The organism is Streptomyces sp. SID5643, assembly GCF_009872555.1.
Taxonomy (GTDB): domain Bacteria; phylum Actinomycetota; class Actinomycetes; order Streptomycetales; family Streptomycetaceae; genus Streptomyces; species Streptomyces iakyrus.
Genome location: NZ_WWIC01000355.1, coordinates 13,148 through 32,466, shown reverse-complemented (window position 1 = coordinate 32,466; position 19,319 = coordinate 13,148). Strand labels below are relative to the sequence as shown.

Annotated in this window: 19 protein-coding genes; 3 read left to right on the top strand and 16 right to left on the bottom strand. The window is 70.9% G+C overall.

Going from position 1 to position 19,319, the window contains the following annotated elements; genetic code table 11:
• Nucleotides 1-59 precede the first annotated feature (59 nt).
• The 3 genes from GTY56_RS37565 to GTY56_RS37555 all read left to right on the top strand — a co-directional run bounded on the left by GTY56_RS37565 (nt 60) and on the right by GTY56_RS37555 (nt 3,148).
• Entirely contained in the window at nt 60-989 is a 930-nt protein-coding gene (locus tag GTY56_RS37565; RefSeq protein ID WP_237525216.1) for a 5'-3' exonuclease, read from the top strand.
• Between the two features lie 103 nt (nt 990-1,092).
• Nucleotides 1,093-1,935: a siderophore-interacting protein gene (locus tag GTY56_RS37560; RefSeq protein ID WP_161369736.1), complete on the top strand. Its 843-nt coding sequence runs from the start codon at nt 1,093-1,095 to the stop codon at nt 1,933-1,935.
• Nucleotides 1,936-2,155: 220 nt separating this feature from the next.
• Nucleotides 2,156-3,148 (top strand): RluA family pseudouridine synthase, encoded by a 993-nt coding sequence (locus tag GTY56_RS37555; protein WP_161369735.1) that lies wholly within the window; start codon nt 2,156-2,158, stop codon nt 3,146-3,148.
• Here the strand turns inward: GTY56_RS37555 and GTY56_RS37550 are convergent.
• The 16 genes from GTY56_RS37550 to pafA all read right to left on the bottom strand — a co-directional run bounded on the left by GTY56_RS37550 (nt 3,142) and on the right by pafA (nt 19,319).
• On the bottom strand, nt 3,142-4,686 hold the full coding sequence (locus tag GTY56_RS37550) for a cytochrome P450 family protein (protein WP_161369734.1): 1,545 nt from the start codon (nt 4,684-4,686) through the stop codon (nt 3,142-3,144). The two genes, GTY56_RS37555 and GTY56_RS37550, sit on opposite strands and share 7 nt — an antisense overlap.
• 64 nt (nt 4,687-4,750) lie before the next feature.
• Nucleotides 4,751-5,371, bottom strand: coding sequence for a GTP-binding protein (locus tag GTY56_RS37545; RefSeq protein ID WP_062925886.1), 621 nt, complete (start codon nt 5,369-5,371; stop codon nt 4,751-4,753).
• Nucleotides 5,352-5,750 carry a DUF742 domain-containing protein gene (locus GTY56_RS37540; protein ID WP_161369733.1) on the bottom strand — a complete coding sequence of 133 codons (399 nt, stop codon included), beginning with the start codon at nt 5,748-5,750 and terminating at the stop codon, nt 5,352-5,354. Before GTY56_RS37540 ends, GTY56_RS37545 begins: the two co-directional genes overlap by 20 nt.
• Complete coding sequence (locus GTY56_RS37535) at nt 5,747-6,154, bottom strand: roadblock/LC7 domain-containing protein (protein ID WP_107458210.1); 408 nt, start codon at nt 6,152-6,154, stop codon at nt 5,747-5,749. The genes GTY56_RS37540 and GTY56_RS37535 overlap by 4 nt, the downstream gene beginning before the upstream one ends.
• Nucleotides 6,151-7,794: a sensor histidine kinase gene (locus GTY56_RS37530; protein ID WP_161369732.1), complete on the bottom strand. Its 1,644-nt coding sequence runs from the start codon at nt 7,792-7,794 to the stop codon at nt 6,151-6,153. Before GTY56_RS37530 ends, GTY56_RS37535 begins: the two co-directional genes overlap by 4 nt.
• A gap of 346 nt (nt 7,795-8,140) precedes the next feature.
• A complete protein-coding gene (locus tag GTY56_RS37525) occupies nt 8,141-10,990 on the bottom strand; it encodes a DEAD/DEAH box helicase (protein WP_033311914.1) in 2,850 nt (949 codons plus the stop codon).
• Nucleotides 10,991-11,030: 40 nt separating this feature from the next.
• The gene (locus tag GTY56_RS37520) at nt 11,031-11,921 is read right to left on the bottom strand and encodes a diacylglycerol kinase (protein ID WP_161369731.1); all 891 of its coding nucleotides are present in this window, start codon (nt 11,919-11,921) and stop codon (nt 11,031-11,033) included.
• A gap of 31 nt (nt 11,922-11,952) precedes the next feature.
• Nucleotides 11,953-12,915 carry a twin-arginine translocase subunit TatC gene (tatC, locus tag GTY56_RS37515; protein WP_033311912.1) on the bottom strand — a complete coding sequence of 321 codons (963 nt, stop codon included), beginning with the start codon at nt 12,913-12,915 and terminating at the stop codon, nt 11,953-11,955.
• A gap of 47 nt (nt 12,916-12,962) precedes the next feature.
• The gene (gene tatA / locus GTY56_RS37510) at nt 12,963-13,244 is read right to left on the bottom strand and encodes a Sec-independent protein translocase subunit TatA (RefSeq protein ID WP_033311911.1); all 282 of its coding nucleotides are present in this window, start codon (nt 13,242-13,244) and stop codon (nt 12,963-12,965) included.
• A 258-nt stretch (nt 13,245-13,502) separates the two neighbouring features.
• Complete coding sequence (locus GTY56_RS37505; protein ID WP_033311910.1) at nt 13,503-13,697, bottom strand: hypothetical protein; 195 nt, start codon at nt 13,695-13,697, stop codon at nt 13,503-13,505.
• A 71-nt stretch (nt 13,698-13,768) separates the two neighbouring features.
• Nucleotides 13,769-14,062 (bottom strand): hypothetical protein, encoded by a 294-nt coding sequence (locus GTY56_RS37500; protein ID WP_161369730.1) that lies wholly within the window; start codon nt 14,060-14,062, stop codon nt 13,769-13,771.
• A gap of 100 nt (nt 14,063-14,162) precedes the next feature.
• On the bottom strand, nt 14,163-15,236 hold the full coding sequence (locus GTY56_RS37495; protein ID WP_161369729.1) for a WYL domain-containing protein: 1,074 nt from the start codon (nt 15,234-15,236) through the stop codon (nt 14,163-14,165).
• A gap of 15 nt (nt 15,237-15,251) precedes the next feature.
• On the bottom strand, nt 15,252-16,229 hold the full coding sequence (locus GTY56_RS37490) for a helix-turn-helix transcriptional regulator (protein WP_161369728.1): 978 nt from the start codon (nt 16,227-16,229) through the stop codon (nt 15,252-15,254).
• 128 nt (nt 16,230-16,357) lie between these two features.
• Nucleotides 16,358-16,729, bottom strand: a complete 372-nt coding sequence (locus GTY56_RS37485) for an FKBP-type peptidyl-prolyl cis-trans isomerase (RefSeq protein WP_010045336.1) — start codon at nt 16,727-16,729, stop codon at nt 16,358-16,360.
• A gap of 56 nt (nt 16,730-16,785) precedes the next feature.
• Entirely contained in the window at nt 16,786-17,766 is a 981-nt protein-coding gene (locus tag GTY56_RS37480) for an FKBP-type peptidyl-prolyl cis-trans isomerase (protein WP_161369727.1), read from the bottom strand.
• 191 nt (nt 17,767-17,957) lie between these two features.
• Nucleotides 17,958-19,319 (bottom strand): Pup--protein ligase, encoded by a 1,362-nt coding sequence (gene pafA, locus GTY56_RS37475; protein WP_031106199.1) that lies wholly within the window; start codon nt 19,317-19,319, stop codon nt 17,958-17,960.

Sequence of the window (19,319 nt, the reverse complement as noted above, 5' to 3'; positions counted from 1 at the left end):
AACGCATAAGTGGGGCGCGTCACATTCGAGGCGGCTGACTGTCGGTGGCGTACGGCATGATGCGTGGCGTGACCGGACGACTGATGCTGCTCGACACCGCCTCCCTGTACTTCCGCGCCTACTTCGGCGTCCCGGACTCGGTCAGAGCCCCGGACGGCACGCCGGTGAACGCCGTGCGCGGACTGCTCGACTTCATCGAGCGCCTGGTCCGGGACCACCGGCCCGACCAGCTCGTGGCCTGCATGGACGCCGACTGGCGGCCGCAGTGGCGGGTGGAGCTGATCCCGTCGTACAAGGCTCATCGCGTCGCCGAGGAGCACGCGGTGGGCCCGGACGAGGAGGAGGTGCCCGACACCCTGTCGCCGCAGGTGCCGGTCATCGAGGCGGTGCTGGACGCGGTGGGCATCGCGCGCGTGGGCGTCGCCGGGTACGAGGCGGACGATGTGATCGGCACGTTCACCGCGCTGGCGAAGGGCCCGGTCGACATCGTCACGGGCGACCGCGACCTCTACCAGCTGGTGGACGACGCGCGCGGGGTGCGCGTGCTGTACCCGCTGAAGGGTGTGGGCACCCTGCAACACACCGATGAGGCGGTGCTGCGTGAGAAGTATGGGGTCGGCGGCAGCGGGTACGCGGACCTGGCCCTGCTGCGCGGCGACCCCAGCGACGGCCTGCCGGGCGTGCCCGGTGTCGGCGAGAAGACGGCAGCCAGGCTGCTGGCCGAGTTCGGTGACCTGGCCGGGATCCTGGCGGCGGTCGAGGACCGGCGGTCCAAGCTGACGCCGACGCAGCGCAGGCGGCTGGACGAGGCGCGTCCCTATCTCGCGGTCGCGCCGAAGGTGGTCCGGGTCGCGGACGACGTGCCCCTGCCGGACGTCTCCACGGCGCTGCCGCGGACGCCGCGCGACCCGGCGGCACTGGAGGCGCTGGCGGCCCGCTGGGGGCTCGGCGGGTCACTGGAGCGCCTGCTGACGACTCTCGCGACCTGAAACCTTTACTGAGGAAACGACGTGAGCTTGCCGCACGAGAGGTGTGATCGGGGGACGAGGTGCTAACTTAGGTAACCCTAACTATGCGAACAGGGAGGTCCTCATGGCTGAGCGACCGGGACGACAGCCGCGCCGGGCGCACTCCGCTCAGGTCGTCCGCACCGAACGCCTCACGCCGCACATGCAGCGTGTGGTGCTCGGCGGCGAGGGCCTCGCCGACTTCGCGGCGGAGACGTGCACCGACCACTACGTGAAGCTGCTGTTCCCGCCCGCGGGCGTCACCTATGCGGAGCCCTTCGACCCGCAGCGCATCCGGGAGGAGCTGCCGCGCGAGCAGTGGCCGGTGACCCGGACCTACACGGTTCGCCAGTGGGACGCCGAGCACCGCGAGCTGACGCTGGACTTCGTCATCCACGGCGACGAGGGCCTGGCCGGCCCCTGGGCCGCACGCGTCCGGCCGGGCGAGACCGTGCACTTCATGGGCCCCGGCGGGGCCTACGCGCCCGACCCGGACGCCGACTGGCATCTGCTCGCCGGTGACGAGAGCGCGCTGCCCGCGATCGCCTGCGCCCTGGAGGCGCTGCCGCGCGGGGCCAGAGCCTATGCCTTCGTGGAGATCTCCGGCCCCGAGGAGGAGCAGAAGATCGACTCGGACGTGGAGGTCGTCTGGCTGCACCGCGGCGCCCGCCCGCTCGGTGAGGCGCTGGTCGAGACCGTACGGAACCTGGAGTTCCCCGAGGGCCGCGTGCACGCCTTCGTCCACGGCGAGGCGCACTTCGTCAAGCAGCTGCGCCATCTGCTCCGCGTCGAGCGCCACGTCCCACGCGAGTCCCTCTCGATCTCCGGCTACTGGCGCCGCGGTCACAACGAGGACGGCTGGCAGGAGTCCAAGCGCGAGTGGAACGCCCGGATCGAGGCGGAGCAGGAGAGCGTGTCCGCGGCCTGAGACCTTCTCCTGACGGGCTCACGGGCTCACGGGCTCACGGGCTCACGGGGGAAGGGTGCGCCCTCCGTCGGCGGGGAGGGTGGGTCGAGGGCGCTTGCCCGTGTCCCCGCTGTCAGGACCGGGCTGATGAGGAACGGCATTCCCGCACCCTGACAAGGTCGGGCCCGGCTCTCCCACCGGTTTTCCGCCCCGGCTCACCGGCCTCGTACGCTGGGCCGCGATGAGACGCAAGAGCCACACCCCGCCCTCTCCCCTGCCGCAGCGCCACGGCGTGGACCCGGTGCGGGTACGGCTGCCCGCTTCGGGGGCCTGGGGGACGGTGCGCGAGCACCTGGTGGAGCGGCTCTCCGGCGCGGGTGCCGGGGTCGTCGACGGCATGTTCGACGCGGGCCGGATCGTCGGCGCGGACGGGCGACCCGTCGCCGCGGACGCCCCCTACGTGCCCGGACTGTTCGTGTGGTTCCACCGGGACCTGCCCGACGAGGTGCCGGTGCCCTTCCCGCTGAAGGTGGTGCACCGGGACGAGCACATCGTCGTCGCCGACAAGCCGCACTTCCTCGCCACCACCCCGCGCGGCAGCCATGTCGCCGAGACCGCGCTGGCCCGGCTCCGCCGCGAGCTGGACCTCCCGGGGCTCACCGCGGCGCACCGCCTGGACCGGCTCACCGCGGGGCTCGTGCTGTTCACCGTCCGCCCCGAGGAGCGCGGCGCCTACCAGACCCTGTTCCGTGACCGCCGGATCTGCAAGGAGTACGAGGCCGTCGCCCCCTACGACCCCGCACTCCCCCTGCCCCGGACCGTGCGCAGCCGGATCGTGAAGGAGCGGGGGGTGCTCACCGCCAGGGAGGTCCCGGGCGAGCCCAACGCCGTGAGCCGTGTCGAGCTCGTCGAACACCGCGACCGGCCCGAGGGGCCCGGCGGACTCGCCCGGTACCGGCTCGCGCCCGCCACCGGCCAGACGCACCAGCTGCGCGTCCACATGGCCGCGCTCGGCCTGCCGATCCTCGGCGACCCGCTCTACCCGGTGGTGACCGCCCCCGTGCCGGCCGGTGACTTCCGCCGGCCGCTCCAACTGCTGGCGCGATCACTGGAGTTCACCGACCCGGTCACGGGCGAGGAGCACCGGTTCCGCAGCGGCCGGGTGCTCGCGGCCTGGGCCTGCCACTCCCAGTGGGCCGCCGGGACGTACGACGGCCCGTCAGACGGTCAGTAGCCGCGCCACCAGCTCAGGAAGCGCTGCCAGACGCCCTTGCGCCGGAGCGGTTCCGCAACGGCGGGCTGCGGCGGCCCCGACACCGGCTGGGGTTGGACCGGGACCGGCTGCGGCTGCGGCTGCGCGACGGCCGGCTGAGGCTGAGCAGCGGCCGGTGCCGCCTGCGGCTGCGGCTGCGGCTGCGGCTGCGGCTGCGCGATGCCGATCTGCCAGTCCGAGCGCTGCGCGGCGACCGGCTTGTGGTTCGGCACCTCCTGCACGTCCTGCGGCGGCTTGGGCGCGAACTGCACCGGCAGTTCCACCAGGTGCCGAGAGGCGATGGACGCCGTCCAGCGCAACTCCTCCTCGTCGCAGTCGAGTTCGACATCGGGCAGCCGCATCAGCAGCGCGTCGACGCCGACGTCGGCGATGGAACGGCCGATGTCCTGCCCGGGGCACTCGTGCGGTCCGCCGCCGAAGGCCAGGTGGGAGCGGTTGCCCTGCATGCTGGCCTTCAGGTCCGGCCGCACCCGTGGGTCGACGTTGGCCGGCAGCGGCGCGAAGAGCAGCCCGTCACCCCGGCGGATGCGCTGCCCGCCCAGCTCGGTCTCCTGCTTGGCGAAGTAGGCGAAGACCGTGCTGAACGGCGGCTCGTTCCACAGGGACTGCTCCACCGCCTCCGGCACCGTCATCTGGCCGCCGTTGAGCTGGGCGCGGAAGCGCGGGTCGATCAGCACGGTGAGCAGCACGTTGGAGAGCAGGTTGGTGGTGGCCTCGTAGGCGGCGAAGAGCACCAGCCGCAGGTGCTCCCTGACCTCGTCGTCGGTGAGCCGGGCCGGGTGGGTGATCAGGTAGCTGGCGAGGTCCTCCTCCGGCCGGGCGCGGCGGGTGGCGGTGAGCCGGCTCAGGGCGTCCATGACGTAGGAGTGGCTGGCGATCGCCGTCTCGGTGCCCTTGAGGGCGTCGCGGGCGGCCTCGACGAGCCGGTCGCTGTACTCCTCGGGCATGCCGAGGATCTCGCACATGACCGCCATCGGCAGGTGCTCGGTGAACTGGCTGACGAGGTCCGCCTCGCCCGCCTCGCAGAACCGGTTGACGATCGCCTGCGTGCTCCGGTTGATGTAGCGGCGCAGGCTGCGGAAGTCGATGGTGGAGATGGCGCCCATGACCGCGCCGCGCAGCCGCTTGTGCTCGTCGCCCTCGGCGTGCGAGGCGATGGGCTGCCAGGCGATGTGCGGCATCAGCGGGTGGTCGGGCTTGACGAGGCCCTCCCTGAGCGGGTTCCAGATACGGCTGTCCCGGCAGAACTGGGAGGGCGAGCGCACCATGTGCAGGTTCTCGGCGTGGCCGAGGACGATCCACATCGGCACGTCGTCGTGGAGCAGCACGGGCGCCACGGGACCGTGCTGGTCCCGCAGTTGCTCGTACAGCGCTCCCAGGTCCTCCGCCTCGTGCAGCCGGTGCAGCCCCCCGGGCCCGAGGCCGTGCGCGGGGCAGCCGGGGGGCGGGCCGGGCCGGAGTTCGTCCGTACCGGTCGGGGCGTGGGATTCAGGCGTCACAGTGATCGCTCCGAAACTGAGGTGGTTCCAGGTCTGGGGGAAGATGGGGGCCGGGTGATGCGGGTCAGGTGAGCGAGCCCGTCATGGCGAGCGAGTGCAGGAAGCGCATGAGGGTCATCAGGACGTCGCGGCTGGAGGCCCGCCGCCGCGCGTCGCACTCGATGATCGGGATGTCCGGTGTGAGGTCGAGGGCCGTGCGCAGCTCCTCCACGTCGTAACGAGGGGCGTCGGGGAAGGAGTTGATGGCGACCACGAACGGCACGCCGCGCTCCTCCAGCCGCCCCATGACGTCGAAGCTGACCTCCAGCCGCCGGGTGTCGACCAGTACCACCGCGCCCAGCGCGCCCTCGAACAGGCCGTTCCACAGGAACCAGAAGCGCTGCTGGCCGGGCGTGCCGAAGAGGTACAGCACCAGCTGGTCGGTGATGCTGATCCGGCCGAAGTCCATGGCCACGGTGGTGGCCGTCTTGGACGCGGAGCCGAAGTTGTCGTCGACACCGATACCGGCCTGCGTCATGGTCTCCTCGGTGGTCAGCGGTGTGATCTCGCTGACCGACCCGACCATGGTCGTCTTGCCGACGCCGAAGCCGCCCACGATCACGATCTTGGCCGCGGCCTGCGCCGTATGGGGCAGCTGGTCCTCGGTCCGGGGGCCCGGGATGGTGTCAGAGCCGTTGAAGTCCATTCATCACCGCTTCGAGGAGGGAACGGTCGGAGCGCGCCTTGCGGACGATCGGGGCGCGCGCCTGTACCAGTTCCGCCGTCAGCAACTCGGTGAGCAGCACGCCCATCGCGCTGAACGGCAGGTGGAGGTAGGCCGACAGCTCGGCCACGGACAGGGGGGCGGCGCAGAGTCGGAGCAGCGCCGCCTGCTCGGGAGAGGCTGACGGCGGCGGGTCCGTGGCACGCGCCACGATTAACGTCACCAGGTCGAGCTCGGCCCGTTCACCGTCCGGGCCGGCCACCACGTACATCCGCTCCGGATTGCCGGGCTTGCCGTCGCCGTCCTGGGGCGTGGGCGATTCCGGGACGGTGTCGCGCCTCTGGCGTTGCGGAGGCGTCATACGATCTGCCCGTTCCGCCGGGGCGGACTGGTGAGGTGGCCGCCGATCCGGACGACCAGGTCGCGCATCATCGCGCTCATCCGGCCGGGTTCGCACCGCACGTCGGACAGGACGGCGAGGAAGGCGTTGGCGCCCGCGTTCATCAGGTAGAAGTAGCCGCGGTCGATCTCGATCATGACGAGCTTCATCTCGCCGTCGCCGACGGTGAGTTCCTGGCAGATGCTGCTCGCGAGGGACTGCAGGCCTGCGCAGGCCGCGGCGACCCGGTCGGCCGCGTCGGGTTCACCGCCGTAGCGGGCGATGCGCAGACCGTCGGCGGAGAGCACCACGATCATCTCGATGCCCGGCACGCCGTCGGCGAGCTGCTTGAGCATCCAGTCGAAGTTGCCTCGCTGCTGGATCACTTGAGGTCCCCCTCGTCGTCGGCCTCAGTGGGAGCCGGGTCGTTGATCAGGTGCAGGTACTTGGTCGGGTTGCGAATGAAGTCGGTCGGGTGGGTGCCGGGCTCGATACCCTGCTTGAGCCCCTCCCAGAAGGCCTCCAGGCCCTTGCCGGGGGCGTCGGGCGCCGACATGTCGCGCAGGGGCTTGGTCTCGGGCTCCTGTGTCGCCGCCCAGGGGTTGTACTCGCCGCGCTCGGCGGCCTCCCGGTCGGCCTTCTCATTGGCCGCCTGCTGGGCGAGCCGCTCGGCGAGCGGGGTCTTCACCCGGCTGCGGCGCTGCGGCAGGCCGTTCGCCGTCCACTCGGTGACCTCGGGGACGTCGTCGTCCTCCAGGGAGACCGTGGCGGGGATCTTCGGGCTGGTGGGGCGGCGCCTCTTGGGGGCGCGCTTCGGGCCCTCGGGGATGCCGACGGTCATGGGGATGCCGGTGGCGCCGATGCCGTGGGCGAGTCCGACACCGGGCTCGTGGGTGATCATCTCGCTCGGCACGATGAGGATGGCCCGGACGCCGCCGTAAGCGGAGGCGCGCAGCGAGACCTGCATGTTGTACGCCGTGCACAGGCGGCCCACGACGGCGAGGCCGAGACGCGGGTGCTCGCCGATGTCCTGGAGGTCGACGCCCGCCTTGGCGGCCTCCAGCATGCCCTCGATCCGGGCGCGCGCCTCCTCGTTGAGGTTGACACCGCCGTCCTCGATCTCGATGCAGACGCCGGTCTGCACCTCGGTGGCGGTGACGTGCACCTTGGTCTGCGGCGGCGAGTAGCGCGTGGCGTTGTCGAGGAGTTCGGCGGCGGCGTGGATGACGGGCTCGACGTAGATGCCCTTGACGCTGACCTTGGCGATGGAGGCCAGCTGGATGCGCCGGTACTCCAGGATGCGGGACATGGCGCCGCGCAGGGTGCTGTAGAGGGACACCGGCTCGGGCCACTGCCGGCCGGGGCGGCCGCCGCCGAGGACGGAGACGGAGTCGGCCAGGCGGCCGATCAGAGCGTTGCCGTGGTCGATGCGCAGCAGGTCGTCGAACACCTCCGGGTTGCGCCCGTGGTCCTCCTCCATCTCCCGGAGTTCCTCGGCCTGCTGGTGGATGATCGCCTGGACGCGGCGGGCGACACTGACGAAGGAGCGCGCGGCGGCGTCGCGCATGGTCACTTCGCGGTCGACGATCTTGAGGACCGTCAGCAGCGTCTCGGCCTGCGGGGCCGGGAGGTTGCGGAACACGGGGCTGGCGAGACCGAGTTTGCGAATCACCTCCCTGGGCGATTCTCCGGTGCGCAGCAGATCGAGCGAAGCGGGCACGATCTCCCTGGAGAAGCGGACCAGTTCGTTCTCGTGGGCGGCGATCCGCTGTTCCAGATGCTCGGTGTGCCGGGCATGCTCCGCACGCTGGTTGCGCAGCGCACGGCCGCGACGCACCGCCTCCGCCGCCGTCGCGAGCACGAGTGCCGTGGCGATGCCGCCGCACCAGCCGACGGCGCCCCGGGCCGGCTCCGTCACCAGGGCGACGGCGGCTCCGGTCGCCGCGGCCATGACTATGGCAGGCAGCAACAGCACGCGCGCGTAGGGAAGTTCACGGCGACCGGGAGGGGATTGAACACTCACCATGTGGGCCTTCTGACAGGAGTCGACTGAGGTTCGGAAGGACGTGCAGGGGGGTATGTCATGAAGCTGTCGGGATCTTCCACACATTGGGGAACAAGCGCACGAATTCATCTCAAGCCGGTGCGCTGCGGGCGAGCTTAGTCCGACCGGATCATCGCCGTGTCATATTCAGCAACTGCCGGAAACCGGACGCGAAGGGATAGTACGCTCGGTCGTTTACACGCTGCGACATCGTTCGAATACTGCGCGTAGCTGCGAACGGGCATACGAAAATCCCCCACCGTTACGGGTGAGGGACTCTCGGAACGACGGCCTCAAGGGGCGCGGGGCTGTGTCCCGCGCGACAAGCTCACCCCACCGACGAGTACGCGACAACACCCCGCAGCAACAGGTCCACGGCCTTGCGGGCGTTCTTCACAACAGAGGACCCCTGCGGGGCCGCCGCCGCGATCTGCCCCAGCACGTCGATGACCTGCTTGCACCACCGCACGAAGTCGCCCGCCGGCATCTCCGCCTCCCGGAGCACCTCGTCGAGCCCCTTCCCGGAGGCCCACTCGTACGCGGCCCAGGCGAAGCCGAGGTCGGGCTCCCGCTGCCCGACCCCCTCGGTCTGGGTGATCCGGAACTCCTCTTCCAGCGCGTCCAGTCGCCCCCAGATCCGCACCATCTCGCCCAGCGCGGCCTTGGCCTTGCCGGACGGCACCTTCGGGGCCATCGCGTCGTCCGCGACCCGCGACTCGTACACCAACGCCGAGACGCACGCGGCCAGTTCGGCCGGGCCGAGCCCCTCCCAGACACCCTCGCGCAGACACTCGCTGGCGAGCAGGTCCAGCTCGCCGTAGAGCCGCGCGAGCCGCTTGCCGTGCTCGGTCACCTCGTCGGCGCGCAGATAGTCCAGCTCGGTCAGCAGCGCCACGATGCGGTCGAACGTCCGGGCGATCGTGTTCGTACGGCCCTCGATCCGCCGCTCCAGCTGCGAGGTGTCGCGCAGCAGCCGGTGGTACCGCTCGGCCCAACGGGCGTGGTCCTCACGGTCGTTGCAGCCGTGGCAGGGGTGCGCGCGCAGCGCCGTCCGCAGCCGGGCGATCTCACGGTCGTCGGCCGCCTGGGAGCGCTGCTTGCGATGCCGCTCGGCGGGGATGTGCCCGGCCTTGGTACGCAGCGCCGAGGCGAGATCCCGACGGGACTGCGGGGAGCGCGGGTTGAAGGACTTGGGGATCCGCATCCGCTCCAGCGGCTCGACCGGCACCGGGAAGTCCATGGACGCCAGTCGCTTCACCTGCCGCTCCGCGGTCAGCACCAGCGGGCGCGGCCCGTCGTGGTGATCGAAGCCGCGGTGCCCGTTGGAACGGCCCGCCGGCAGCCCCGGGTCCAGTACCAGCGCCAGGCCCGCGTACTTGCCGGTGGGCACGTGGATGACGTCACCGGGCTTCAGCTTCTCCAGCGCGACGGCGGCCTCCGCGCGCCGCTGGGCCACGCCCTGCCGGGCGATCTCGTTCTCCCGGTCCTTCAGCTCGCGGCGCAGCCGCGCGTACTCCTGGAAGTCGCCGAGGTGGCAGGTCATGGAGGCCTTGTAGCCCTCGAGTCCCTCCTCGTTGCGCTGCACCTGCCGGGAGATGCCGACGACCGACTTGTCCGCCTGGAACTGCGCGAACGACGTCTCCAGCAGCTCGCGCGAGCGGTGCCGCCCGAACTGCTCGACCAGGTTGACCGCCATGTTGTACGACGGCTTGAAGCTGGAACGCAGCGGGTACGTACGCGTGCCGGCCAGGCCGGCGAGGTGCTCGGGGCTCATGCCGCGCTGCCAGAGCACGACCGCGTGGCCCTCGACGTCGATGCCGCGCCGCCCGGCCCGGCCGGTCAGCTGGGTGAACTCGCCCGGGGTGATGTCCGCGTGCTGCTCGCCGTTCCACTTGACGAGCTTCTCCAGCACCACCGAGCGGGCGGGCATGTTGATGCCGAGGGCGAGGGTCTCGGTGGCGAACACGGCCTTGACCAGGCCCCGCACGAACAGCTCCTCGACGACCTCCTTGAAGGTCGGCAGCATGCCCGCGTGGTGGGCCGCGATGCCGCGCTCCAGGCCCTCCAGCCACTCGTAGTAGCCGAGGACGTGCAGGTCCTCCGTCGGGATGGACGCCGTGCGCTCCTCGACCAGGGCCCGGACGCGCTCGCGCGCCTCCTCGTCGTTGAGCCTCAGCCCCGCGTACAGGCACTGCTGGACGGCGGCCTCGCAGGCGGCGCGGCTGAAGATGAAGGTGATGGCGGGCAGCAGCCCCTCGGCGTCGAGCCGTTCGATGACCTCGGGCCGGCTCGGCGTCCAGATCCGGGAGCGCTGGCGGCGCTCGCGCTCACGGTCGGCCTCGCGCATGGACCGGCCGCGCCGGCGGTCCTGGTACGACGGCCGGCTCGCCTCCATCCGCGCCATGCGCGTCAGGTCGGGGTTGACCGCCTTCCTGTGGCCCTCGCCCTCCTCGAAGAGGTCGTACATCCGCCGCCCGGCCAGCACGTGCTGGAACAGCGGCACGGGCCGGTGCTCGGAGACGATCACCTCGGTGTCGCCGCGGACGGTGTCGAGCCAGTCGCCGAACTCCTCGGCGTTCGACACGGTCGCCGAGAGCGAGACGAGCGTGACCGACTCGGGGAGGTGGATGATCACCTCTTCCCAGACGGCACCGCGGAACCGGTCGGAGAGGTAGTGCACCTCGTCCATGACCACGTATCCGAGGCCCAGGAGCGTCTGGGAGCCGGCGTACAGCATGTTGCGCAGCACCTCGGTGGTCATCACGACCACCGGCGCTTCGGAGTTGACGCTGTTGTCGCCGGTCAGCAGGCCCACCTTGTCCGTGCCGTAGCGGCGGCACAGGTCGGCGTACTTCTGGTTCGACAGCGCCTTGATGGGTGTCGTGTAGAAGCACTTCTTGCCCTGCCTCAGGGCGAGGTGGACGGCGAACTCGCCGACGATCGTCTTGCCGGAGCCGGTGGGGGCGGCGACGAGCACGCCCTTCCCTTCCTCGAGCGCCTGGCAGGCCTCGATCTGGAAGGGGTCGAGACCGAAGTCGTACATCTCGCGGAAGCCCGCGAGCGCGGTGGCCTGCTCGGCTGCCCGCAGGCGGGCTGCCGCGTACCGCTCGGCCGGTGAGAGGTCCTCTGTCATCGTGCTTTCGAGCGTACCGGGCCGCACTGACAACAGGACGATCATTATCCGGATCCGTTCCTGTGAAACCTCGGATCCGCGCAGCTCAGGGGCCGGCGACCCGCACGCCCCCGCGGACGCAGCGCGCGCTCAGCGGCAGCGGGCCGAGCGGCTCGCCGTCGGCGTAGCCGGTGACGTCCTCGGCGGCGATCTCGACCCGTGCCGCCCGCAGCACGGTCACCTTCGGATGGTCCACGTGTGTGCCCCGGTACACCCTCGGGAACACCCGCAGCAGCGTCGTCCGGCTGCACTCCCCGACGACGGTGACGTCGAACAGCCCGTCGGTCAGATCGGCGCCGGGACAGATCCGCATGCCGCCGCCGTAGGAGGAGCCGTTGCCGACGGCCACCAGGGTCGCCTCGACCTCCCGGACCTCTCCGTCGTCGAGCCGTATCCGGTACGGGACGGGCCGGAATCCGGCGAGTTCGGCGACCGTCGCCAGGTCGTACCTGAGACGGCCGGTGGGCCATCGCATGCGGTTGCCGCGGTCGGTGACGCGGGAGTCGAAGCCGGAGGCCAGGACGGTGCCGAACCAGCGGTCGCCCACCTGCCCGAGGTCGATGTCGCGGATCCGGCCGCACTTGAGGGCGTCGGCGATCATGCGGCCCGCGGCGGCGGGCTGCCGCACGGGCAGGCCGAGAGCGCGGGCGAAGTCGTTGCCGGTGCCGACGGCGACGAGGCCGAGGGGGGTGCGGGTGCCCTCGACGGCCCGCAGCGCCAGGCCCGCCATGCCGTCACCGCCGACGACGATCAGCGCGCCCGTGCCGCCCTCGACGGCCGCCCGCGCGCGGACGAGGGCGTCCGCGGCGTCCTCTCCGAGAACCGTCCGGACCGAGAAGCCGGCCGCCCGCAACGCGGAAGCGGCCGGCTGCGCCGCGCGGGCACCCCGGCCGCGGCCCGCGGTGGGGTTGACGAAGAGGGTGATCTCGCTGGTCACGCGACCGACCCTACGATCTGCCTGCCGATCTTCAGGTCACGTCGTCATAACCGTTGACCCGGTCCGAGCGCTCCGAGCTCGCCTGCTCGGGCAGCGCGGCCCGGCTGGTGGTCACGGGCTCGATCTCGCCGATGTCGTCGGGGGTGAGATCCAGCTCGGAGGCCTCGTCGTCGGCGGGACCCAGGGCCTCGCGACGGCTGCGTCGGCGGTCGTTGAGCAGGGAGAAGGCGACGGCAGCGAAGTACAGGATCCAGATCGGCGCCGCGAGCGCCAGCATGGTCAGCGGGTCGGTGCTGGGCGTGGCGATGGCCGCGAACACCGTGATGCCCATGATCATGCCGCGCCACCAGCCGAGCATGCGCTTGCCGGTGAGCACGCCGGTGAGGTTGAGCATGACCAGCAGCAGCGGCAGCTCGAAGGAGAGGCCGAAGACGAGCACCATCCGCATGACCAGGTCGAGCAGGTCGTCCAGCGGAAGGAGGTTGGACGTGCCGCCCGGGGTGAACTCCAGGAGCACCTTCGCCGTGGTGGGGAGCACCGTGTAGGCGAAGTAGGCACCGACGATGAACAGCGGGGCGCCCGTGGCGACGAAGGCGTAGGCGTACTTCCGCTCGTGCCGGTGCAGTCCCGGCGCGACGAACGCCCACAGCTGGTAGAGCCAGGCCGGCGAGGCCAGCACGACACCGGCCATCAGCGACACCTTCAGCGCCAGCGTGAAGGGGGTGAGCAGGCCGTTGATGGTGATCTGCGCACAGGGCTTCGTGCCGGCCTGCGACTTGGCCAGCTCGGCGAAGGTCTTGTCACAGCCGACCGAGTCGAGGATCGGCTTGGTGATCAAGTTGATGATGTCGTTGTAGAAGAAGGCGGCGACGACCGTGACGGCGACGATCGCCAGCATCGCCTTGGCGAGCCGGTTGCGGAGCTCGCGAAGGTGCTCCGCGAGGGGCATCCGCCCCTCGGGATCCTTCTCCTGCTTGCGGGCAGACTTCAGCAACCCACGTTCCCATCTCGTGCGGCGGGCCGGAGGTCACCGGCCCTGCGTCAGCGCTTGGTCGTGTCCGTGGGCTCGTTGACCGGACGCGAGCTGGTCACGTCACCGGGCGCTGCCTGGATGGTGCGCTGCGAGGGCTCGTCGTTGTTGGGCGGGCCGGCCGGGGTCGTGGAGGACTTGTTCTCGTCCTTCATCGCCTTGGCCTCGCTCTTGAGGATGCGGGCGGACTTGCCGAGCGACCGAGCCATGTCCGGAAGCTTCTTCGCGCCGAACAGCAGGATGATGACGACGAGGATGAGAATGATCTCGGGGGCTCCGAGCCTTCCGAACATAAGTCTTTACCTTCTCACCGAGGCGGCTGTGGTGGGGTGCTGTCCGACCGGTCGGACACATGTCCGAACGATCGTGATGGCAGCGATCGTAACGCTCGGGGGTGAACGTGAGGCAATCCCTCTGCATCCCCCGTGCGTACTCCCGTCCGCGACCAGTGCCTCGTTAACCGGGCCGCGACCAGCAGAGTACCTGTCCGAACCGCCGGGGTGACAGGGCGAAGTGTCCCAAAAGCAACTCATGACTGCCGCCCTCGGGACTCACAGAGCGTCCACCGACCGGGCCGCACTCCCCGCCGCCCGCTCCAGGTCCTCGGCGGCCCGGTTGATACGGCGCGCCGAGTCCGTGACCTGCCTGCCCAGGCGCTGTGCCTCCACGAACACCCGCACGGCGAGCACCCCGAGCACGACAAGACCCACGAATCCCACGGCAACCGCGAACATCGGCCAGAACATGACGCCGAGCCTAGACCGTCCCGGGCGCGCGGGCGGCCGGCCCCTGGACGGTGGTGCAGCCGGAGGATCCGCTAGACGGTGGAGTGCAGCCGGAGGGTCCGCACCCCGCCGCCGGTGAGCAGCTCCACGATCCGCTCCCCCGCCGGCTTGCGGACCGACGCGCCGCACTCCGGGCAGGTGAAGGAGTAGAAGGTGGTGCGGCTCGTGGCGCCGATGGCCAGGCGCAGGGCGCCCGCGGCGAGCTCGAAGCACCCTCGGCAGTCGGGGCAGCCCGCCTTGAAGACGACCGGGGCCACGCTTCTCATCCCGGCGAACGCGGACTCCACCGTCATGCCCCGCACACCGGACGTCGCCGACTCGCTCAAGCCCTCGCTCCTCTTTCTGGGGTGGTTCGCCTCCGGGGCGCCACGGCCGGTGTCGCGGTCCGGCCGTGCCGGCCGTGGACCCCGCACGGGCGCCCGCGGCTCACCCGGGTCCGTCGCCGGGCCCGTCCGGAACCGTGTGCACCGCCTGCGGCCCGTGGGCGCCGGCCTCCGCGACGCGCGCCGCCCGCTCCTCGATCCCGTCGTACGCCGTCAACGCCTCCCGCGCCGCCTGCCGGGCGCTGTCGGCGAGCTCGGGCGGCGAGACGATCCGGCCGTCCCGCCCGAGCCGCAGGGCCAGGCGCCGGAGCGACGCCGGGTCGGGGGTCCGCAGGGTGATACGCAGCCCGCCGTCGGGGAGCTCATCCGCACTGTCGTGCGGGTAGTACTCCGCGACCCAGCGGCCGCCGGGCCCGACCTCGACCACGACCTCCGGGTCCTCGGCCGCGGGCTGCACCAGGGCCTCGGAGAGGTCCCTCAGCTCGATCTCGGGCGGCGCCGACGGCTCGTCCAGGATCTTGATCTCGGCCACCCGGTCGAGCCGGAAGGTGCGGCGCGCCTCGGAGCGGCGGCACCAGGCCTCGACGTACGTGTGCCCGACGCTGACCAGGCGGATGGGGTCGATCTCCCGCTCGGTGACCTCGTCGCGCGCCGGCGAGTAGTAGCGGATCCACAGCCGGCGGCGCTCGGCGATCGCCCGGTCGACGTCCGCGAAGACACCGCCCTCGGACTCGAAGGTCACGGACAGGCGCGAGCTGGCGCCCGCCGCCTCGCCGGCCGCGGTCTCCACCTTGGCCGTCGCCCGCAGCAGCGCCTGCCGGTCGCTCTCACGCAGTCCGGGCAGCGTGGAGACCGCCCGGGCGGCGACGAGCAGGGCCGTGGCCTCGTCGGCGGCGAGCCGGAGCGGCTCGGCGGCCTCCGCCGCGAGGGCGGCCGGGTTGTGCCACCAGATGCGCTCGCCGTCGGTGTCGATGTCGAGCAGGTCGCCGCCGCGGAAGCTGGTGCCGCACATGGGCAGCACGTCGAGGTCGGAGACCAGCTCGTCCTCGCTGATCCCGAAGGCGCGCGCGACGTCCTCGACCCGGGCTCCGGGGCGCTCCCTCAGATACGTCACCAGCGAGAGCATCCGCCGGGTCTGGTCGATGGCGTTCACGGGCCTGACCGGTTTGCCTGCCACTGTCTCCGCTCCCCCTCAGCCCTTGGCCACGGCCCGCAGCCGGTCCACCACGTCGGCCCGCAGCTCGGCGGGCTCCAGGACGACCACGTCGGGCCCGAACTCCACCAGCCAGGCGTCCAGCCCATGGCCGTACGGAATTTCCAACTCGTCCCAGCCGTCGCCGAGTTCCCGGACGGAGGTGGCTTTCGCCCGAAGGGGGTAGCCCGCGCCCGCACGCAGCCGGATCCGCGCCGAGCGGTCGGCGATCTCCCCGGCCCAGCTCGCGACGGTCTCCCGGACGGTGACGACGTCCGGCACGGGAGCGGTGTAGCGGCCGCCGCGCGAGCGGACCTTGCCGGTGATGCGGGACAGCCGGAAGACCCGCTCGGCACCCCGGTCGCGGTCCCAGCCCGCCAGGTACCAGTGACCCCGCCAGCACTCCAGCGCCCACGGCTCCACGTGCCGCTGCTCGGGGTGGGCGGCGGTGGCCTTGCGGTAGTCGAAGGCGACGGGCCGGCGGTCCCGGCAGGCCAGCATCAACGGCTCGAAGGCGGCCTCGTGCACGGGGATGCGCGGTTCCAGCGCGCCGTGCGAGCCGTACGGGTCGACGTCCTCGGGAAGTCCGGCCGCGCGCAGCTTCTGCAGGGCGCCGCTGGCCGCACCCGCGAGCCGGGCCTGCTGCCACACCTTGGCGGCGAGCCCGAGGGCGGCGGCCTCCTCGGCGTCCAGGGTGATGGGCGGGAGGCGGTTGCTGTCGCGGCGGGCCATGTAGCCGATCTCGCCGTCGAGGCTCTCGACGGTCTCGATGACCAGACCGAGCTCGCGCAGATCGTCCTTGTCGCGCTCGAACATGCGGTTGAAGGAATCATCGGAGCCGGACGCGCCGTTGCCCGGCCCGAAGGCCTCGACGTAGGCCTCGATGGAGTCGCGCAGCTCACGCTTGCTGAGCGGTCGCCGTGTCCCGAGCAGACACAGCGCCAGATTCATGAGCCGCTCCGCCTTGGCAATGGCCATCGACGCGCTTCGCCTCCCTATGGTGCTTACGAGCGATGACCGTACCGCCACACGGTGGCACGGCAAAAGCCGAGGGCCCATGCCCGAACAGGCATGGGCCCCACATGATCGAGTCTGTCGGAGCTTGCTCAGACCCCGAGCAGGTCGACCACGAAGATCAGCGTCTCGCCCGGCTTGATCAGAGGCGACGGGCTCTGGTTGCCGTACGCGAGGTGGGCGGGGATGGTCAGCTGGCGGCGGCCGCCGACCTTCATGCCCTGCACGCCCTGGTCCCAGCCCTTGATGACCCGGCCGCCGCCCAGCGGGAAGCGGAAGGGCGTGCCGCGGTTCCAGCTGGCGTCGAACTCCTCGCCGGTGCTGAAGGAGACACCCACGTAGTGCACGGTGACGGTCTGGCCGGCCTGCGCGACCGGGCCGTCGCCCTCCCAGATGTCCTTGATCTCGAGGTCCGCCGGGGGCTCGCCGCCCGGGAAGTCGATCTCGGGCTTGTCGATGCTCACTTCATCTCTCCTTGTTACGTGACCTGCGTCGGGGACAGTCTCACAGACCGGCCGGGTCAGACCGTGCCGAGGATGTCCACGGTGAAGACCAGCGTGTTCTTGGACAGCTCGCTCTGCGGGCTCGCGCCGTAGCCGAGCGAGGGCGGGATCACCAGCAGCACCCGGTCGCCCACGTGCTTGCCGACGAGGCCCTTGTCCCAGCCTGCCACCACGGAGCCGTTGCCGATCTGGAAGGCCGTGGCGCCGCCGTGGTCCCAGGAGGAGTCGAACTTCTTGCCGTCCTCCCACTTGACGCCGGTGTACTGGGCGATGAGCCCCTGGCCGGCCTCGACCTTCTTGCCGTCGCCCTTGATCAGCACCTGCTCCTTGAGGTCCTTGGGAGCCTTCTCGCCCTTGGGGACGGTGATGACCGCGGCCTTCTGCGACGGAGACTCCACCTCGGGCATACCGGGCTCGGAGGGCGCCTGCTCGCCCTTCGCCTCGGCCTTGGTGTCGACGCTCGCGGCACCGACCGGGTCGACCACCCAGATCAGCACGTCCTTGGCGGAGATCCCGGAGGAGGTGTTCAGGCTCTGGCCGATCAGATCGCCCGCGGTGCCCTGCACCAGGATCCGGCTGCCGGGCTTCTTGCCCTTCACCGCGTCGAGGACCTTCTCGGGGAGCTGCTGGCTCGGCTTGCCGATCTGCTCGATGGACTGCCGGCGCGGAGCCTTGTCACCCGCCGCTCCCGCGGCCCAGGTGCCGCCGAGCTCCTGGCCTCCGCTCCACTTCTCGACGGTCCAGTCCAGGCGGACGAAGTCCGAACCCTTGATCGGGGTGCCGCTGCCCCCGGAGACCGTCTTGACCACGGTCTCGTCGGACGGCTTGCCGTCCTTGGGCACGGAGATCTCGGGCTTCGCCCCGACCTTCCCCTTGATCTCGGCGACGCCTCCCGCCGTGTCACCGTTGTTCCCGTCGTCCGATCCGCACGCGGCGGTGAACAACAGGGCGGGAACGGCCAGCAACGCGGCCACGCGTCGTTTCGTGTTGTAGTTCATCAGTCCAACTGGGATCGGTGGTGTGGGGGCAATGGCCGCCACTCTACGGCGTACCCGCTGCGCACCCGCCTCACCGCGCGACACGGCGTCGCCCGGGCCGCTCGGCAACGGCCGGACACGGCCGGGAAAAGGCCGATGCCCGGAGGTGCGAAAACCTCCGGGCATCGCTTCTCGCACGGGCCGGCGCCGGCTCACATTCCGGCGATCAGCTTCTCCACCCGGTCGTCCACGGAACGGAACGGGTCCTTGCACAGCACGGTCCGCTGGGCCTGGTCGTTGAGCTTCAGGTGGACCCAGTCGACCGTGAAGTCACGGCGCTGTTCCTGGGCCCGCCGGATGAAGTCGCCGCGCAGCCGGGCCCGAGTGGTCTGCGGCGGAACGGACTTGCCCTCGAAGATCTTCAAGTCGTTGCAGATACGGGCCGCCTGGCCCTTCTTCTCGAGCAGGTAGTACAGGCCACGACGGCGGTGGATGTCGTGGTAGGCGAGGTCTATCTGCGCGACCCGCGGGTGCGACATGGTCATGTTGTGCTTGGCGCGGTACCGCTCGATGAGCTTGTACTTCATGACCCAGTCGATCTCGGTGCCGATGCGGTCGAGATCCTCGGCCTCGATCGCGTCCAGTGTGCGGCCCCACAGCTCCAGGACCTGCTCGACGGTGCCGGTGCGGATGCCCCGGCGCTCGCAGAAGTCCAGGGCCTTCTCGTAGTACTCGCGCTGCACCTCCAGGGCCGAGGCCTCGCGTCCGCTGGCCAGGCGCACCTTGCGCCGGCCCGTGATGTCGTGGCTGACCTCGCGGATCGCCCGGATCGGGTTCTCCAGGGTGAGGTCCCGCATCACCGTGCCCGCCTCGATCATGCGCAGCACCAGGTCGGTGGCGCCGACCTTGAGCAGCATGGTCGTCTCGGACATGTTGGAGTCGCCCACGATGACGTGCAGGCGGCGGTAGCGCTCGGCGTCCGCGTGCGGCTCGTCACGCGTGTTGATGATGGGCCGGGAGCGGGTCGTCGCCGAGGAGACGCCCTCCCAGATGTGCTCGGCCCGCTGGCTGACGCAGTACACGGCGCCGCGCGGCGTCTGCAGCACCTTGCCGGCACCGCACAGCAGCTGCCGTGTGACCAGGAACGGAATGAGAATGTCCGCGAGCCGGGAGAACTCCCCGTGCCGGGCCACCAGATAGTTCTCGTGGCAGCCGTAGGAGTTGCCCGCCGAGTCGGTGTTGTTCTTGAAGAGGTAGACGTCGCCCGCGATTCCCTCCTCGTGCAGGCGTCGTTCGGCGTCCACCAGGAGTCCTTCGAGAATGCGCTCGCCTGCTTTGTCGTGGGTGACCAGCTCGGTCACGTTGTCACATTCCGGTGTCGCGTATTCCGGATGCGATCCCACGTCGAGATAGAGGCGGGCGCCGTTTCGCAGAAAGACATTGCTGCTGCGGCCCCATGACACGACACGGCGGAAGAGGTACCGCGCCACCTCGTCAGGAGACAGGCGGCGCTGTCCCCTGAACGTGCACGTGACGCCGTACTCGTTCTCCAGCCCGAAAATGCGGCGGTCCAT

Bases quoted from the DNA above. Each gene is read 5' to 3' on its own strand.
- GTY56_RS37545 (WP_062925886.1), bottom strand. From the start codon at position 5,371: ATGGACTTCAACGGCTCTGACACCATCCCGGGCCCCCGGACCGAGGAC.
- GTY56_RS37540 (WP_161369733.1), bottom strand. From the start codon at position 5,750: ATGACGCCTCCGCAACGCCAGAGGCGCGACACCGTCCCGGAATCGCCC.
- pafA (WP_031106199.1), bottom strand. From the start codon at position 19,319: ATGGACCGCCGCATTTTCGGGCTGGAGAACGAGTACGGCGTCACGTGC.
- GTY56_RS37530 (WP_161369732.1), bottom strand. From the start codon at position 7,794: ATGGTGAGTGTTCAATCCCCTCCCGGTCGCCGTGAACTTCCCTACGCG.
- GTY56_RS37560 (WP_161369736.1), top strand. From the start codon at position 1,093: ATGGCTGAGCGACCGGGACGACAGCCGCGCCGGGCGCACTCCGCTCAG.
- GTY56_RS37565 (WP_237525216.1), top strand. From the start codon at position 60: ATGCGTGGCGTGACCGGACGACTGATGCTGCTCGACACCGCCTCCCTG.
- GTY56_RS37525 (WP_033311914.1), bottom strand. From the start codon at position 10,990: ATGATCGTCCTGTTGTCAGTGCGGCCCGGTACGCTCGAAAGCACGATG.
- GTY56_RS37505 (WP_033311910.1), bottom strand. From the start codon at position 13,697: ATGTTCTGGCCGATGTTCGCGGTTGCCGTGGGATTCGTGGGTCTTGTC.
- GTY56_RS37490 (WP_161369728.1), bottom strand. From the start codon at position 16,229: ATGGCCATTGCCAAGGCGGAGCGGCTCATGAATCTGGCGCTGTGTCTG.
- GTY56_RS37480 (WP_161369727.1), bottom strand. From the start codon at position 17,766: ATGAACTACAACACGAAACGACGCGTGGCCGCGTTGCTGGCCGTTCCC.
- GTY56_RS37555 (WP_161369735.1), top strand. From the start codon at position 2,156: ATGAGACGCAAGAGCCACACCCCGCCCTCTCCCCTGCCGCAGCGCCAC.
- tatA (WP_033311911.1), bottom strand. From the start codon at position 13,244: ATGTTCGGAAGGCTCGGAGCCCCCGAGATCATTCTCATCCTCGTCGTC.